The following is a 17,239-nucleotide window of genomic DNA, read 5'->3' as shown; positions in this document are numbered from 1 at the left end:
TGGATAAAGTCTCTTAGACACTTGTTGATTGCCGCCGGACGCCCTCTGCTGGGCGTGCCGGCGGCTTCAGTTTCGGGATCCCTATTTCTATGCAACAACGCATTCTTCAACCCGGCGAGATCGAAGCGCTGGACAAGACCAGCTTCCCCCGCATCCTGCTGCCTCAGGTGGCCAGCCTGTTTGCCGAGCGCGCTGCGCGCCTGCGCCAGCTGGCGCAAGGCAATCCGATCGCGGATTACCTGCAGTTTGCCGCCAAGATCGTGGATGCCCAGCATGCCGCAGTCTCCCAGGTGGAACTGCAGCCCCTGGACACCAGCAGCATGGCGCGCGCGCAGCAGCATTCCATGCCTTTGCTGCCTGCCGCCGAGCATATCGATCCGGCCTGGCATGCCGTGCTGGACGCCATGCTGAACACCCTGGCCGGCGACCAAGGTCTGCCCGAACCCCTGCAGCCGCTGATCACCTCACTGCGCGAACTCAGCCGGCAGGAGCGCGACGAGATCGCCCTGCGCCTGCTGCAAAAGGAAGTGGCGGCCCGCCATATCGGCATGGCGCCTTTCATCATGGCCGCGCTGCAAGTGGTCTTCGCCAGACGCGCAGCAGCCCTGCAGGTACAGGACGTGCCTTACACCGAACCTGCCAGCATCTGCCCCGTGTGCGCCAGCGAACCCGTGGCCAGCGTCATCCGCATCGGCGGCAAGCTCGCCGGTCACCGCTACGCCCATTGCGGCACTTGCGCCTGCGAGTGGCATATGGTGCGCGTCAAGTGCACGCATTGCGAATCGACCAAGGGCATCCACTACCAGGGCATCGACGGCGGCAGCGAGGAAGTTCTGGCCGAAACCTGCGACGAATGCGGCAGCTACCGCAAGCTCGTCAACCAGGAAAAAAACCCCATGGTCGAGCCTCTGGCCGATGATCTGGCCAGCCTGATGCTGGACTTGCTGATGAGCGAGACCGGGTTCCAGCGCGCCAGCGCCAATCCTTTGCTGTTTGTGGCCGTGGCCGAAGAGCAGTCGGGTGAGGCTGACAACGAGCTGGTGGACCCCGCAGCCTGATCCCGCCGGCAGCCAGCGCCAGCATAATGAAGGCGGCAGGTCTTTCTGCCGCCTTTTCCATTTTTCGACGACCCGACATACCCTGGCCATGAGCAATACCGCAGCGACTGCCCCCGAAATTTCGCATCCCTCCGAGCTTCCTGCCGTGGACAAGGTCTTGCTCGCGGGCGAGATGCAGGCATTGCGTGAATCCTACGGCCTGGACGCCTGCACCAAGGCGGTCCGTGATGTGCTGACAGGGCTGCGCCAGCAGCTTCTGGGCGCCGGCGATCAGCCCGGCCAAAGCGTGCTGGCCGACATTGCCAGCATTGCGCAGGCTGCCCAGCGCCAGCTTCAGGCCAGGTTCGCACCACGCCTGCAACCCGTCTTCAACCTCACCGGCACGGTGCTGCACACCAATCTGGGCCGCGCCCTGCTACCGCAGGCCGCCATCGATGCCGTGGTGCAGGCCATGAGCGCCCCCGCCAATCTCGAATATGACCTCGACGACGGTGGCCGCGGCGATCGCGACGACCTGGTCGAATCGCTGATCTGCGAGCTGACCGGCGCCGAAGCCGCCACGGTTGTCAACAACAACGCCGCTGCCGTGCTGCTGGTGCTGTCCACCATGGCCATGGGCCGGGAAGTGGTGGTCTCGCGCGGCGAGCTGGTGGAAATCGGCGGAGCATTCCGCATCCCCGATGTCATGACCCGCGCCGGCGCGCGGCTGATCGAAGTCGGCACCACCAACCGCACCCACGAGAAAGACTATGCGGCGGCCATCGGCGAGAACACGGCTGCGCTCATGAAGGTGCACTGCAGCAACTACGCCATCACCGGCTTCACCAAGGCCGTCAGCGACGCCGACGTGGCCCGCATTGCGCACGACAGCAGCCTGCCCATGATCGTCGACCTGGGCAGCGGCACGCTGATCGACATGCGCGACTGGGGGCTGCCCTATGAAGTCACGGTGCGCGAGACGGTCGAGACCGGCGCCGACATCGTCACCTTCAGCGGCGACAAGCTCCTGGGCGGCCCACAGGCCGGCATCATCGTCGGCAAGCGGGAGCTGATTGCCCAGATCAAGAAGAACCCGCTCAAGCGCGCGCTGCGCGTGGGCAAGATCACGCTGGCGGCGCTGGAGCCCACGCTGCGCCTGTACCTGAACCCCGAAAAGCTCGCCCAGGAGCTGACGACACTGCGCCTGTTCACACGCAAGGCCGCCGACATGCAGGCCCAGGCCGGGCAGCTGCAGCCTCTGCTGCAGCAGGCACTGGGCCAGGACTATGTGGTGGAGACCGCGGCCATGAACAGCCAGATCGGCAGCGGCGCCCTGCCCGTGGAAAATCTGCCCAGTTTCGGCCTCAGGATCTATCCGGCCAGCGGCAAACAGGCGGGTCGCCAGCTGACCCGGCTCGAAGCGCGCTTTCGTGCCCTGCCCCGGCCGGTGATCGGGCGCTTGCATGACGACGCGCTGTGGCTGGATCTGCGCTGTCTGGAAAACCCGGCACAGGCCCTGTTTGCAGCGCAGCTGCCGCTGCTGGCCTGATCCAGCGCCATGACCTCGGCCCCAAAATTCTTACAAGAACACCTAGCATCGCTTGATAAACAAGCGCCAGCAGCTATCAGAACCGTAAGCACACCATGATCATCGGAACCGCAGGCCATATCGACCACGGCAAAACCACGCTGGTGCGTGCGCTCACAGGCGTGGAAACCGACCGTCTCAAGGAAGAGAAAGCCCGCGGCATCTCCATAGAGCTTGGTTATGCCTATAGCCCGCTGCCCAATGGCGATGTGCTGGGCATCATCGACGTGCCGGGCCACGAGAAATTCGTCCACACCATGGCCGCCGGTGCCGTGGGCATTGACCACGCCCTGCTGGTCGTGGCTGCCGACGACGGCGTCATGCCCCAGACCATAGAGCATCTGGAAATTCTGCAGCTGCTGGGTGTCAGGCGCGGCAGCGTGGCGCTGACCAAGGTCGACCGCGTGCTGCCGCAGCGCATTGCCGACGTGCACCGGGAAATCAACGCCATTCTCGGCGTCACCGCGCTGGCGGACAGCCCCATCTTCGAGACCAATGCCGCAGAACCCGGCAATACCGGCGTACAGGCCCTGCGCGAGCACCTGCAGGTGCAGGCCCAGATGATGCAGGCCCGACCCCGGGACGGCCTGTTCCGGCTCGCCGTGGACCGTGTCTTCACGCTGCCGGGCCAGGGCACGGTGGTCACGGGCACGGTCTTCAATGGCCAGGTCCGCGTGGGCGACACGCTGGCGCACTCGGCCAGCGGGCAGGCCGTGCGCGTGCGCAGTATTCACGCCCAGAACCAGAGCAGCGACAGCGGCGTCGCCGGCCAGCGCTGTGCGCTGAACCTGGCAGGCATAGGCAAGGACGAGATCGAACGCGGCGACTGGATCATGGACCCGCGCCTGCTGCAGGCCACGGACCGCCTCGACATTCATCTGCACCTGCTCAGCGAAGCGCCCTTGCTGGCCCAGTGGACACCTGTCCATGTGCACCTGGGCACCAGGCGCACCACCGGCCATGTGGCCCTGCTGCAGGACCAGGCCATAGAGCCCGGCACCGAAGCCCGCGTGCAACTGGTGCTGGAGGCGCCGGTCTTCGCGCTGCCCGGCGACCGCCTGATCCTGCGCAACGCCCAGGCCAGCCGCACCATCGCCGGCGGCATGGTGCTTGACCCCTATGCGCCCAGCCGCAAGCGCCGCAGCGCAGAGCGCATGGCCTACCTCGACGCCATGGAGCAACTCGTAGCCCGCAGCGACTTCAGGCCGCTGATCTCACAGGCCCCGCACGGCATTGCGCGCTCGCAGCTGGTGCGCCTGAGCGGCCATGCCTTCCCCGAGGCCAGCCTGGCCGACACCATCCAGCTACCCATTGCCGGCGGCGATGCCCTGGTACTGGGCAGCGAGCGCTGGCAGTTGCTGCAGACCCAAATCATCGACAGCCTGGCGCGCTTTCATGAAAAATCGCCCGACGAGCCCGGCGTCAACGCAGCCCGGCTGAGGCGCATGGCCTTGCCCGGCCTGCAGCAAAGCAGCTACGACGCACTCTATCAGGGCCTGGTCGATGCCCTGCTCAGCAGCCAGTTGCTGGCCAGCACCGGCGCCTGGCTCCATTTGCCGCAGCACAGCGTGCAACTGAGCAATGCCGAGCAGACGCTGGCCGAAAAACTGCTGCCCGCCATCGCGGCAGGCCGCTATGACCCGCCCTGGGTGCGCGACCTGGCGCGCGACCATGCCGCAGGCGAAGAACTGGTGCGCCAACTGCTCAAAAAGCTCTCGCGCCAGGGCCAGCTGTTCCAGGTCGTCAAGGATTTGTTCTATGCACCGGCGCGCATGGATGAGCTTGCCGTCCTGGTTGCCGACATCGCCCACCAGCACGCCAGGGGTGAAGTGGAAGCCAGCGCATTCCGCGATGCCACCGGCCTGGGCCGCAAGCGCGCCATCCAGATTCTCGAATTCTTCGACCGCACCGGCTACACGCGCCGCGTGCGCGACGCCCATCTGCTGCGCCCTGACGTGCAATGGAATAGCACGCAACGCTGAGCCTTCAAGGCGAACCAGCGCAAATCAGTCCAGGTTCCTTATCCTGCTTGCGCAACGAGCTATCAAATCAGGGTGGACCCGGACATGAGGCCTTGTCGTGCGGCTCGTCGTCAAGTGCCGGATTGCTGGCTACAATCGCAGTCCTATCTTCTACAAGAGTGGCAGCAGCCACTCTTGACTCAAAGGAAGGCAATCGTGCCCGGTGGCGCGGCCGGGCTTCAAACCCGGTGGGGGGGCGTCAGCCGCTCCCGGGTTGGTTCGACTCCAGCTGCTTTCCGCCACTCCCCTTCACTTGGATTCAGGCTGCAGCTTCCTGCTCCTGCAGCATTCGCCACATCACCTTGCCGCTGCCGCTCTTGGGCAAGGCCGTCACGAACTGCACCAGGCGCGGTGCCTTGTAGACCGCCATATTGTCGTGGCACCACTGGATGATCTGCTCTGCCGTCGTGGCCTCATGACCGGCACGCAGCACGACCACGGCCTTGACGGTTTCGCCGCGATAGGCATCCTTGGCGGAGATCACGCAGGCCTCCTGAATCCCGGGATGGCGGAACATCAGCGACTCCACCTCGGCCGGCCAGACCTTGAAGCCGCTGGCATTGATCATGCGCTTGAGCCGGTCGGTGATGAAGAAATAACCCTCCTCATCCACGCGTCCCAGGTCGCCGGTACGGAAAAAGCGCTTGCCATCCAGCTCCATAAAGCTTTGCTCGGTCGCCTCGGGGCGCTGCCAGTAGCCTTCGAACACCTCGGGGCCGTTGACCACGATCTCGCCCTGCTCCCCCTGGGGCACTTCCTCCAGCGTGTCGGGACTGATCACGCGCGCATCGGTGCTCATGAAGGGGATGCCCAGGCATTGCTGCTTGGGATGGTCGGGCGGATTGCTGTGAGAAGGCGCGGCGGTTTCGGTCAGGCCATAGCCTTCACAGAAGCGCAGCCCGTATTGTTCGAGCAGACGCTGGGCCACGGCCTGGGGCATGGCGGCACCGCCGCCGCCTATGTATTTGAGGCTGGACAGATCGAAGGACGCGAAGTTGGGACTGGCCAGCAGATCGATCACCATGGTCGGGATATTGGTCCAGCTCGTGACCTGATAGTGCGAGATCAGGCGCCCGGCCAGTTCGCGCTCCCAGCGCGGCATGATGATCAGCGTCGCCCCCATGTAGATGGCACTGTGCAGCACGGACACCATGCCCGTGATGTGAAACATGGGCACGACGGCCAGCACCACGTTCTCGCTGGTGCCCGTGCCCCACATCGCGCCCGAGACAGCATTGTGGTTGATGCTGCGGTGCAGGTGCATGCAGCCCTTGGGCTGGCCCGTGGTGCCGCTGGTATAGGGTAGCAGGGCCAGATCGTCACGGCCCGCTGTATGCGGCGGCGGCAGCTCGCTGCAGGCCAGCGCCTGCGTCCATGCATGGACCTGGCCGTGGTTCAGGCTGGCAGGCTCGCGCTCGCCGAGCAGCCAGTTGCGCCAGGCTTCGGGCGGCGCATCCGGCCCCTGCACATCGGCATCAAAGCCGTCGGTGAACCGGGTCACCAGCAGATGCTGCAGCGCCTCGGAAGGCTCCAGTGCATTGCTGGCCTTGGCCAGCTCCGGCGCCAGATCGGCCGTGGTGATGGCCACCTTGGCGCCGGAGTCCGTGATGTAGTGCTTGAGCTCCTCTGCCGTATTCATGGGATTGACCGGCACCACCACCGCATTGGCGCGAAAGATGGCGTAATGCGCCAGCACCAGCTGAGAGCTGTTCTGCATCAGCACGATGACGCGGTCGCCCTTCTGCACGCCCAGGCCATGCAGATAGGCGGCCATGCGCTCCGTGCCCTCGCACAGCTCCTTATAGGTCGTGGTGCGCCCCAGAAACACCAACGCGGCCTTGTCCGGATATCGCCTGGCATTGACGGACAGGTTCTCCCAGACGCTGGTTGCTGGAACGGTGATCGAATGGGGCAGCCGATTGGGCCAAAACTGGTGATGAGCGGGCATGAGTCAGGCAATCAGAAAAGCGGTTACATAGTCCGGGCGGACTAATCAGTCCGCAAGACTAGGCCTGCCGACACGGCCCGGCATCCGGGATGCCCCCAAGAGCCGGTCACTCATGTGACGGCCGGCGCGGCCTGGCGCGGTTCGCGCTGGTGGGGCCCCGCGCCCTGGCTTACCATGCGCCAATGCCTCATGAATCACGCCTGCAGCAATCGCTGCGCCAGCTACTTGCCAGTCAGCGCACCGCCGCCCTGGCCGTTCAGCCCCAGGCCGGTTCGTCGCCCCCCGGATATCTGCCCGCCCCGGGGCTGTCCCTGGTGCCCTGGGCCTGGAGTGGCGAATTCAGCTGCCTGGTGCTGCATGTCAGCGCGCTGGCCGGCCACACACAGGCCATGGAACTGCATCCCGCCGTCAGCCTGCTGGTCAGCAGACCCGAATCGGCCGAGCAAGCCGTGCATGCGCTGGAGCGCATCAGCATTCAAGGCGTGGCATCCACGCCGCCGCGCGACAGCGCCCTGTGGCAAGGTGCCCGTGCCAGCTATCTGGCGCGCTTTTCCGAAGCCGAACCCATGACGGCGCTGGGCGACTTTCGCTTTGTCTGCATCACGCCGCAAGGCGGCAGGCATGTCGCCGGCTTCGGCGCAGCGCGCGATGTGGACGAGCACGATCTGATAGCCGCCCTCAACCCGGCGGCCTAGTCTTTGCTGGCCTGGCGCACATGCGCTGCGACCCGTTCCATGCAGGCCAGCGGCTGTCCCTGCACCAGCGCCTGAACATGGTCCTGCCAGATCTGCCCCTGCTGCTCCACGCTTGCGTCCAGAAAGCACTGCAGCATCTGCTGCGGATCTGCACAGGGCTGATAGTGATAGGGATCGCGCCGCAGGCATGCCGCGCGCAGATGCAGGCCCAGGGCCTCCCAGGTCACGGCCATGCCCTGCAGGCGCTGCCACTGGTGCAGCAATTCATGGGCGAAGACCCCTGCCACCAGGGGATGGGAAAGCCGCAGCGGCTGATGCGGGTCCTGCTGTTCAAAAAAGCTGCGCGGCAGATAGATCCGCCCACCGCCCAGGGACAGCGCGCGCCTGGTATCGCCCAGGCGCCGCACATGCAGACGCATGCCGGGCAGCAACTCATCGAGCGCAGTGCCAAAAAGCCGCTGCACGAATTCGGTCTCGACCGGCATCAGGCTTCGCCGCCAGAACATCATGCGACAGGCCGCACGCAGGACGGATTGCACATGTCAAAGACTCCCGGCATGCTCTAGCACTCGAAGACCTGGGCCGGCTGCGGAACCTGCACCGAGAAATGCAGGCGCTCGTGCAGCAGCGTGGCCAAGGCCCGGGCGGCATGCGGCTCCCCATGCACCACAAAGGTCTGCTGCGGCGGGCGCTCGAAGCCGGCCGCCCAGTCCAGCAGGGCCTGCTGGTCTGCATGGGCCGAAAAGCCGCCCAGGGTATGGATGCCGGCACGGACCTCGACTTCATCGCCCAGCAGGCGCACCTGCCTGGCACCATCGACCAGCCTTCGGCCCAGCGAACCTTCGGCCTGAAAGCCGCAGATCACCACCGCGCACTCGGGTCTGGACAGATTGTTCTTCAGATGATGCAACACCCGTCCTGCATCGCACATGCCGCTGGCCGAGATGATGACCGCGCCGCTCCTGATGCGGTTGAGCTTGATGGAGTCCTCCACATCGCTGATGAAATGGATGTGCGGCGACTCCTTGAGTCGCTTGACGCTACCCAGCAGTTGCCGGGCCTCTTCGTCAAACACGCTGAAGTGGCGCAGCGTGATATCGGTGGCCGCCACGGCCATGGGCGAATCCACAAAAATCTCGATCGGCGGCAGGCGCCGCTGCTGGATCAGCTGCAGAAAGTGATAGAGCAGCTCCTGGGTGCGCCCCACGGCGAATGCCGGGATCACCACATTGCCATGGGGTGCCGTGCGCGTGACCACATCGACCAGCTCCTCCAGGGTATCGCCGGTACTCTTGTGCAGCCGGTCGCCGTAGGTGGACTCGATGAGCAGCAGGTCGGCCTCCTTGATCGGCGTGGGATCGCGCAGAATCACCCGTCCTGGCTGGCCCAGATCACCGCTGGCCACCAGCTTGCGCGTGCCGCCCTGGCCGTCTGCCAGCCACAGCTCCACAATCGCCGAGCCCAGAATATGCCCGGCATCCTGAAACCGCACGACCACCGAGGGATGAGGCTCGAAGCGTTGCCCGTAAGCCCTGGCCTGAACCTGCTCCAGCGTGCTCGCCACATGGGCCAGCGAATACAGCGCAACCACAGGCTCGCGCTCCTTTCGCTTGCCTTCGCGCTGACGCCTCGCCGCCCGATCGGCATCCATCATCTGGATATGGGCGCTGTCCTTGAGCAAGACCTCTAGCAGGTCCCTGGTGGCCAGGGTCGCATAGATATCCCCCTTGAAGCCCCGCGCCACCAGCTTGGGCAGCAGGCCACTGTGGTCGATATGCGCGTGGGTCAGAACCACAAAATCCAGACTTGCGGGATCAAAAGCAAATGCCTGCTGGTTGTGCTCGTCGGCATCACGGCCGCCCTGAGCCATGCCGCAGTCGATGAGAAAGCGACAGTCATGCGCCTGGACCAGAAAGCAGGACCCCGTGACCGACTGCGCCGCACCGTGAAAAGTGATGTTCATGAAGCATCCATTGAAGATCCACATGGACCGCTGATGAATCTAGCACCACTGGCGCCTGAGCAGCCAGAGACGCAGGCCTTGCCTTGACGTCCGTCAAATCCACCGAGCCAGGCCGGTCCCTGCAAGCAGGCCGAAACCCCGGTCTGCATGAGCGCCACGTCCAGTTCGGCGGCATCGCCGGCCCGGTAGCGCTTCTGGATCAGTGTCAAAGTCTCGCGATAGGCAGCCAGACTCTGCTCAACAAGCCAGCGATCGGTCTGTAGCTAACGCAGTTGCAGTGCAGTTCGTTGTGACGACGGCCGAGGGCGGATCCTCGTGCAGAACGCGGAAATATTTCAGCATGGCGTAGGCTCCCCAGACTTGGGAATAGGCGCAACGCGAAATTCAGTGATCATCAACCAACTGCTTGGTGAACTGAGGTATCGCGTGCCCAAAAAATCAGCATTCCAAGACTATGGGCTTCCAGGAGCCTGAGCACGCTCGCAACGGGTACCTGGCGACAGATAACTGATCCACAGTTGTCGGCATTTATCGCACGGTGCCGCGCAGAGGAAGCAGAGATTGAGATTCGCTTTTTCGAAGTTCCCTTGAGCGCCGAGCATTTGCGCTGGCTGCGCTCGGGCGACTTCATGATCTAGCTCGCATATACGGTCGATGTCAGCTATGGCATCGTTGCCGAGCCTATCTGGCAAGGTCCATTGGAGATTGTCCTGCCTGCCCTGCACCAGCTGCTCGTTCACAAGGAGGCTCCGCTCCATGAACTCGGCGGGTATCCGCCCGTGCGGTGAGACCCGAAGGCATGCCAGGGCTGCTGCACTGCAGCTTCGGGCCATAGGCATAAATACCAGCAATATTAGAGCGCCAGTCTCAAGCGCTTCATGGAGCCGGACTGTGCACAAACAATGGCTCCGGCCTGATCACACCTCGCTCAGGGCTGACCAGGCACGGAGCCGACCGATGCAGCAGCACCGCGCGAACAGGGACCGGCTCGGCCTCAGCCGCGTGCCGCCACCGGCTCGCCGCTGTCCCAGCCTCCGCCCAGCGCACGGATCAGCGCCACCGTGGCCGTGTACTGCGCGGTACGCACCTGCAAGGCCTGGCGCCGGTTGCGCAGTTCGTTGCGGCGCGCATCGAGCAGCTCCAGCTGGCTCACCAGACCGTTGCGGTAGCGCACATCCGAGAGATGGGTGGCGCGCTCCGAAGACTGCACGGCCTGCCCCAGCACATGGGCCTGACCCGAGAGCAGGCGCAAGGCACTGAGCTGATCCTCGACCTCCCGGAAGGCTGCGAGCACCTGACCGCGCTGGGCGGCCACTGCTGCCTCCAGGCGCGCACGGGCGCCCTCTTCCTGTGCGGCCCGCTGGCCGCCGTCGAAGATGGGCAGGGACAGCAAGGCACCTATGCCCCAGGAGCGTGCCGACCACTTGAACAGATCGCCGAGCTCCGGTGAGGCATAACCGCCATTGCCCGTGAGCGTGATGGCCGGAAACCATGCGGCCTGGGCCACGCCCACACGCGCCTGGGCCGCCAGCACCGAAGCCTGGGCCGCCGACACATCGGGGCGGCGCGCCAGCACCGTGGCGGGCACGCCTGCCGGAATCACCGGCAGCGCTGCCAGCACCGGCTGCGCTGCCAGCGTGAAGCCAGTGGCGATATCGCCGACCAGCACGGCCAGCGCATGCGTGAGGGCCGCCTGCTGGCGCTCCAGCGCCAGCGTCTCGGCCTCGGTGGCCGAAACCTCGGTCTGCATGCGCGCCACGTCCAGTTCGGCCGCATCGCCGGCCCGGAAGCGCTTCTCGATCAGCGTCAGAGTCTCGCGATAGGCCGCCAGACTCTGCTCGACCAGTTGGCGTTCGGTCTGCAGCGAACGCAGCTGCAGATAGGTCTGGGCCACATCGGCCTGCACCATCAGGCGCGTGCTCTGCAGCAAGGCCTCACGTGCATTGGCATCCTCGCGCGCCGCTTCGCTGGCCCGCGACAGCCTGCCGAACAGATCCGCTTCATAGGAGAAGTTCAGGCCGGCGGTGACCAGGGTGGCGGGCTGCATACCGCTCGCGGTGTTCAGTCCGGCCTGGCGCACAGCGCCGCCCGAGGCCCCGATCTGCGGCTGCCGCTGGGCATCGGCCGAGCGCAGCAGCGCGCGGGCTTCGGCCAGGCGTGCCGCAGCGGTCTGCACATCGGTATTGGCTTGCCCCGCACGCTCCACCAGAGCGCTGAGTTCGGCGTCGGCAAATACCAGCCACCAGGCCCCGCGCGACTGGGCCTCGGCCGGGGCGGCCTGTGTCCAGCCTGCGGCTGCGGCCTGGGCGCTGAAGCTTGCGGGCACGGCAACGCCGGCATGCTCGGCCACCGTGGGCGGTGCGCTGGCGCAACCCGCCAGCACCAGGGCTGCCGTCAGCGCGCTCAGGGACGGCATCAGGGATCGAATGCCTTGCATCGTATTCATATCGGAATCCATGGTTGATTGGGGCTTATTCGTCATGGCCGCGCGGCGCAGCAGGCATGGGCAGGGCCGAAGCACCGTGACCCGGCTCGCTGATCGGCGCCACATGGCTGCCATGCTGCTGCAGCGGACGGTTGCCGGCCAGGCGGCGCAGCACCACATAGAACACGGGCGTGAGGAACAGGCCGAAGGCCGTCACACCGATCATGCCGGCGAATACCGCCACGCCCATGGCGCTGCGCATCTCGGCACCCGCGCCCGTGGACAGCACCAGCGGCAGCACGCCCATGACAAAGGCCAGCGAGGTCATGAGGATGGGGCGCAGGCGCAGGCGACTGGCTTCGATGGCGGCCTGCACGGGGGTGCGGCCGGCAAATTCGAGCTCACGGGCGAACTCCACGATCAGGATGGCGTTCTTGGCCGACAGCCCCACCAGCACGATGAGCCCGATCTGCGTGAACACATTGTTGTCGCCACCGCTCAGCCACACGCCGGTCATGGCAGCCAGCAGGCCCATGGGCACGATGAGGATGATGGCAATCGGCAGGGTCAGGCTTTCGTACTGCGCTGCCAGCACCAGAAAGACCAGCAGGATGGCGATGGGGAACACCAGCACGGCGGAATTGCCGGCCAGGATTTCCTGGTAGGTCAGCTCGGTCCACTCGAAACCTATGCCGGGCGGCAGGGTTTCGGCGGCAATGCGCTCGACGGCGGCCTGGGCCTGGCCCGAGGAGAAGCCAGGCGCGGGCCCGCCATTCACATCGGCGGCCAGAAAGCCGTTGTAGCGCATGGCGCGCTCGGGCCCGAAACTGGGTTCGAGCTTCATCAGCGCCGACAGCGGCACCATCTCGCCCGTGGTGGAGCGTACTTTGAGCAGGCCCACGTCTTCGGCGCGCGCCCGGTAGGCGGCATCGGCCTGAACGCGCACGCTATAGGTGCGGCCGAACTGGTTGAAGTCGTTCGCATACAGGCTGCCCAGGTAGATCTGCAGCGTCTCGAAGATATCCGTCACCGGCACGCCGAGCTGGCGCGCCTTGGTTCGGTCGATGGCGGCATAGAGCTGGGGCACGTTGACCTGCCAGCTGGTGAACAGGCCGGCCAGCTCCGGTGTCTGGTAGGCCTTGGCCATGAAGGCCTTTACGGCCGCGTCCATGGCGTCGTAGCCCAGCGAGGCACGGTCCTCGATCTGCAGCTTGAAGCCGCCCGTCGTTCCGAGGCCGGCCACGGGGGGCGGCGGGAACATGGCGATAAAGGCTTCCTGGATGCTGCCGAAGGCCTGGTTGAGCTGGCCCGCCACGGCAGCGCCGCTCTGGTCGGCATGCGTGCGCTCGGCAAAGGGCTTGAGCGTGACAAAGACGATGCCCGAGTTGGAGCTGTTGGTGAAGCCGTTGATGGACAGTCCGGGGAAGGCGATGGCGTCCTCCACATTGGGATTGTTCTTGACGATCTCGCCCATGCGGCGGATCACGTCTTCCGTACGGTCCAGCGTGGCGCCATCGGGCAGCTGGGCAAAGCCGACCAGGTACTGCTTGTCCTGGGCCGGCACAAAACCGCCGGGCACCAGCTTGAACAGGCCCCAGGTCGCGCCCACCAGCACGGCATAGATCACCAGCATCAGCGCCTTGCGGCCGATGACGCGCTGCACGCCGCCGCTATAGGCATCGGAGCCGCGGCGGAACAAGGCGTTGAAGCGGCTGAAGAAGCCGCCCAGCACGCGCTCCATGCCGCGCGTCAGTGCGTCCTTGGGAGCGTCGTGGCCGCGCAGCAGCAGCGCGGAAAGCGCAGGCGACAGGGTCAGCGAGTTGATGGCCGAGATCACCGTCGAGATGGCGATGGTCACTGCGAACTGGCGATAGAACTGGCCCGTCAGGCCGCTGATGAAGGCCAGCGGCACAAACACGGCCACCAGCACCAGGGCGATGGCGATGATGGGCCCACTCACCTCCTGCATGGCGCGGTAGGTGGCCTGGCGCGGCGACAGACCGGCCTCGATGTTGCGCTCCACGTTCTCCACCACCACGATGGCGTCGTCCACCACGATGCCGATGGCCAGCACCAGACCGAACAGGCTCAAGGCATTGATGGAAAAGCCCAGCAGGTGCAGCACGGCGAACGTGCCCACCACCGAGACCGGCACGGCCAGCAGCGGAATGATGGAAGCGCGCCAGGTCTGCAGGAACAGGATCACCACCACCACGACCAGGGCGACAGCTTCCAGCAGGGTCTGGATCACGGACTTGATCGAAGCCCGCACGAACTGCGTGGGATCGTAGGCGATGCGGAACTCCACGCCCTCGGGCATGTGCTTTTGCAGCTCGGCCATGGTGGAGCGCACATTGGCCGAGATCTCCAGGGCGTTCGAACCCGGAGCCTGGAACACGCCCATGCCCACGGCGGGGTCGTTGTTGAGCAGGGAACGCAGCGAATAGTCGGCCGCGCCCAGCTCCAGCCTGGCCACGTCGCGCAGGCGCGTCACGGCGCCGTCGGAGCCGGTCTTGACGATGATGTCGCCGAACTCTTCCTCGGTCTGCAAGCGGCCCTGGGCATTGATGGACAGCTGCATGTCCACACCAGGCAGACCGGGCGAAGCGCCGACCACGCCGGCCGCGGCCTGCACGTTCTGGCCGCGGATGGCTGCCACCACATCGGCGGCCGAGAGACCGCGCTGCGCCACCTTCTGCGGATCCAGCCAGGCACGCATGGAATAGTCGCCGCCGCCGAAGATCTGCACCTGGCCCACGCCCTGGATGCGTGCCAGGCGGTCCTTCACATTGAGCACGGCATAGTTGCGCAGATAGTCGATGTCATAGCGGCCGTTGGGCGAGACCATGTGCACGACCATGGTCAGGTCGGGCGCGCTCTTGACCGTGGTGATGCCCAGGCGGCGCACTTCCTCGGGCAGGCGCGGCTCGGCCTGGGAGACGCGGTTCTGCACCAGTTGCTGGGCCTTGTCGGGATCGGTGCCCAGGGCAAAGGTCACGGTCAGCGTCATCACGCCGTCGGTCGTGGCCTGGCTGCCCATGTAGAGCATGCCTTCCACGCCGTTGATGGATTCCTCCAGCGGCGTGGCCACGGTTTCGGCAATCACCTTGGGGTTGGCACCCGGGTACTGGGCGCGCACCACCACCGAGGGGGGAGCGACCTCGGGGTATTCCGAGATCGGCAGCGTCCGCATGGCGATCAGGCCAGCGAGAAAGATGAGCACCGACAGCACACCCGCGAAGATCGGGCGGTCGATGAAAAATCGGGAAAGGTTCATGGTGTCGGAGGATTAAGGGTTCTCAGACCGTGGGTTGCTTGGCGGCGCCGCGGCCATCGGCCAGCTCGGCCTTGGCGTCCATGGGCACGTCCTGAGGCGCGACCATCACGCCGGGGCGCACACGCTGCAGTCCGTTGACGACGATGCGCTCGCCGGCCTTGAGGCCCGAAGTGACCACACGCAGGCCGTTCACCGGTGCGCCCAGCTGCACCTCCCGGTACTCTGCCTTGTTGCCCTCGCCAATCACCAGCACGAATTTCTTGCTCTGGTCCGTGCCCACGGCGCGCTCGTTGATGAGCACGGCCTGGGTGGTCTGGGGCTGCCCCATGCGGATGCGCGCGAACTGACCTGCCATGAGCGTGCCATCCACATTGCCGAACACGGCGCGCACACGCACCGTTCCGCTCTTGGCATCGACCTGGTTGTCTATGAGCTGCAGATGACCGGCATAGGGCGTGCCGCCGCTGGTGCCCACGCCCATCTGCACGGGAATGGTTTCAATCAGCGCACGCGTGCTGCGTCCCTGGCTTGCGCTCTGCAAGCCCTGCAGCGCCTGGGCCACGATCTGCTCGTCGGCGTCGAAACTGGCATACATCGGGTCCACCGACACCAGGGTGGTCAGCACCGGCGCTCCGGCTCCCGAGCTCACCAGATTGCCCACCGTGACCTCGATGCGGCCTACGCGCCCGTTCACCGGAGCCTTGACCTGGGTGTAGCCCAGATTCAGCCTTGCGGTCTGCAGCGCCGCCTGGGCGGCGCGCAGATTCGCATCGGCCTCGCGCCGGGCATTCACGCGCTCGTCGTATTCCTTTTGCGCGATCGCCCGCTCGTCCCACAGACGCGTGGCGCGCTCGGACTCGCTCTGGGTATAGGCCATGCGCGCCTTGGCGGCCACCACCTGGGCTTCGGCGCGATCGACTTCTGCCACATAGGGAGCCGGGTCCACGGTGAACAGCAGATCACCGGCCTTGACCAGCGCGCCTTCCTTGAAATGCACGGCCTGCACCGCGCCCGAGACGCGCGGCTGCACATCCACGCGCTGCACGGCTTCAAGGCGGCCGGAGAATTCATTCCACAGCGTCACGTCCTGCTGCAGAACCTGGGCTGCCGAGACCGGCACGGCCGGCGCTGCGGCTTGCGCAGCCGGCGCTTGCGCGTGCGATGCCTGCAGGCCCAGCATGGCGGCGGTCGTGGCGATCACGGCAGCGGCGACGCCGGCGGCGGCCCACCGGCGGCGATTGGAGAGTTTGGAGTGCTCGTTCATGGCAATGTCTTTGGTTCAAGGGTTGAAAGCGGTAGCGGCTCTTTCGGCGGCAGGCAAGACTCATCCCTTCCAGCGCTCAGGCCAGGAATCGAATAAGGAAGAGAAGAAAAAGCGCAGCCGTGCTGCGTCCGTCCCGGAGGGCCGGATCAGGTCAGCGGTATCAGCAGGGAGAGATCAGCTCAGAGCCGACATCGGGTGGTTTCGAAAAACTGGCGCAGCTGCTCCTGCAACTGCGCGGCGCAAGGGCATGACTCGGGCGGCTGCTCCAGCAGTGCCTGCGGCCATTGCCCCGCTTCTGCGAACACATGGCGAAACACGCTCAGGCCGGCAGCTTCCAGCCGCGCGCCATAGTTCAATGCCTCATCCCGCATGGGGTCGGCCTCGCCGACCAGAATCAGCGTCGGCGGCAGTCCCGCGAGGCGGCGGGCCCTCGCCGGCACCGCATAGGGGTGCTCCGCATCATGCGGCTCGCCCAGGTACTGGCACCAGCCCGAAGCCCATTTGCATTCGACGGACTCGCCCTGGGCGGCACGCTGCGAAGGCGTGGCCGAGCAAGGGTCCAGCATGGGAGAGATCAGAATCTGCCCGGCCAGCGGCGGCTGCTGCTGATCGCGCGCCATCATGCAGACGCCGGCCGCCAGATTGGCGCCGGCCTCTTCACCGGCCAGATAGAGCGGAGCGCCCTTTCCGGCCAGCTTGGTGCGTTGCTTGTAGGCCCACAGCAGAACCTCGTAGCCCAGCTCCAGCGGACGCGGAAACGGATGCTCGGGTGACAGCGGATAAGCCAGCGACACCACACAGGCCCCGGCCGCAGCCAGCGAGCTGCCGACGGTGCAGCCGTTGTCCAGATCCCCGGCCACAAAGGCGCCGCCATGGAAATGCAGCACCAGCGGGACCACTTCCCCGCGTCGCTTGCCGCCATACAGGCGTACCTGGGCCTGCACACCGTCGGCCACGGAAATCGTGGTGTCGGCATGAGAGATCGGCTGCGATGCGGTGGCTTTGGTGTTTGACATGGTTT

The 17,239-nt window shown here is 65.7% G+C and carries 11 protein-coding genes, 1 tRNA gene and 1 pseudogene; 6 read left to right on the top strand and 7 right to left on the bottom strand.

From position 1 onward, the window contains the following. Positions 1 to 89: 89 nt before the first annotated feature. The 4 genes from fdhE (at position 90) to O987_RS29010 (ending at position 4,888) form a co-directional block, all read left to right on the top strand. Positions 90 to 1,058 carry a formate dehydrogenase accessory protein FdhE gene (gene fdhE, locus O987_RS12635; protein WP_043372621.1) on the top strand — a complete coding sequence of 323 codons (969 nt, stop codon included), beginning with the start codon at positions 90 to 92 and terminating at the stop codon, positions 1,056 to 1,058. Between the two features lie 88 nt (positions 1,059 to 1,146). After that, entirely contained in the window at positions 1,147 to 2,586 is a 1,440-nt protein-coding gene (selA, locus tag O987_RS12630) for an L-seryl-tRNA(Sec) selenium transferase (RefSeq protein ID WP_043372618.1), read from the top strand. Between the two features lie 95 nt (positions 2,587 to 2,681). Beyond that, positions 2,682 to 4,607 carry a selenocysteine-specific translation elongation factor gene (gene selB, locus O987_RS12625; protein ID WP_043372616.1) on the top strand — a complete coding sequence of 642 codons (1,926 nt, stop codon included), beginning with the start codon at positions 2,682 to 2,684 and terminating at the stop codon, positions 4,605 to 4,607. A 184-nt stretch (positions 4,608 to 4,791) separates the two neighbouring features. Continuing rightward, positions 4,792 to 4,888: transfer RNA gene (locus tag O987_RS29010), tRNA-Sec, on the top strand. A 17-nt stretch (positions 4,889 to 4,905) separates the two neighbouring features. Here the strand turns inward: O987_RS29010 and O987_RS12620 are convergent. Then, a complete protein-coding gene (locus tag O987_RS12620) occupies positions 4,906 to 6,594 on the bottom strand; it encodes a long-chain fatty acid--CoA ligase (protein ID WP_003055544.1) in 1,689 nt (562 codons plus the stop codon). A gap of 182 nt (positions 6,595 to 6,776) precedes the next feature. Between O987_RS12620 and O987_RS12615 the strand changes: the two genes are divergently transcribed. Then, on the top strand, positions 6,777 to 7,289 hold the full coding sequence (locus tag O987_RS12615; protein WP_043372613.1) for a pyridoxamine 5'-phosphate oxidase: 513 nt from the start codon (positions 6,777 to 6,779) through the stop codon (positions 7,287 to 7,289). On the opposite strand, the gene O987_RS12610 is transcribed toward O987_RS12615, so the two are convergent. Then, positions 7,286 to 7,774 (bottom strand): hypothetical protein, encoded by a 489-nt coding sequence (locus O987_RS12610; RefSeq protein WP_370458236.1) that lies wholly within the window; start codon positions 7,772 to 7,774, stop codon positions 7,286 to 7,288. The genes O987_RS12615 and O987_RS12610 overlap by 4 nt on opposite strands. Positions 7,775 to 7,851: 77 nt before the next feature. Further along, positions 7,852 to 9,252 carry an MBL fold metallo-hydrolase RNA specificity domain-containing protein gene (locus O987_RS12605; RefSeq protein ID WP_043376415.1) on the bottom strand — a complete coding sequence of 467 codons (1,401 nt, stop codon included), beginning with the start codon at positions 9,250 to 9,252 and terminating at the stop codon, positions 7,852 to 7,854. 509 nt (positions 9,253 to 9,761) lie between these two features. Here O987_RS12605 and O987_RS29465 point away from each other — a divergent pair. Continuing rightward, positions 9,762 to 10,037, top strand: a pseudogene (locus O987_RS29465) (LysR family transcriptional regulator); the annotation flags it as partial. Between the two features lie 209 nt (positions 10,038 to 10,246). Here the strand turns inward: O987_RS29465 and O987_RS12595 are convergent. From O987_RS12595 to O987_RS12580, 4 genes are all read right to left on the bottom strand, one after another. Next, the gene (locus O987_RS12595; RefSeq protein ID WP_019043694.1) at positions 10,247 to 11,710 is read right to left on the bottom strand and encodes an efflux transporter outer membrane subunit; all 1,464 of its coding nucleotides are present in this window, start codon (positions 11,708 to 11,710) and stop codon (positions 10,247 to 10,249) included. A 13-nt stretch (positions 11,711 to 11,723) separates the two neighbouring features. Continuing rightward, positions 11,724 to 14,954 (bottom strand): efflux RND transporter permease subunit, encoded by a 3,231-nt coding sequence (locus O987_RS12590; protein ID WP_043372607.1) that lies wholly within the window; start codon positions 14,952 to 14,954, stop codon positions 11,724 to 11,726. A gap of 22 nt (positions 14,955 to 14,976) precedes the next feature. Then, the gene (locus O987_RS12585; RefSeq protein ID WP_003055574.1) at positions 14,977 to 16,218 is read right to left on the bottom strand and encodes an efflux RND transporter periplasmic adaptor subunit; all 1,242 of its coding nucleotides are present in this window, start codon (positions 16,216 to 16,218) and stop codon (positions 14,977 to 14,979) included. Positions 16,219 to 16,397: 179 nt separating this feature from the next. After that, positions 16,398 to 17,234 carry an alpha/beta hydrolase gene (locus O987_RS12580; RefSeq protein WP_043372605.1) on the bottom strand — a complete coding sequence of 279 codons (837 nt, stop codon included), beginning with the start codon at positions 17,232 to 17,234 and terminating at the stop codon, positions 16,398 to 16,400. Positions 17,235 to 17,239 lie beyond the last annotated feature (5 nt).

This window comes from Comamonas testosteroni TK102, assembly GCF_000739375.1.
Classification (GTDB): domain Bacteria; phylum Pseudomonadota; class Gammaproteobacteria; order Burkholderiales; family Burkholderiaceae_C; genus Comamonas; species Comamonas brasiliensis.
This window is presented reverse-complemented; position numbering and strand designations above follow the sequence as displayed.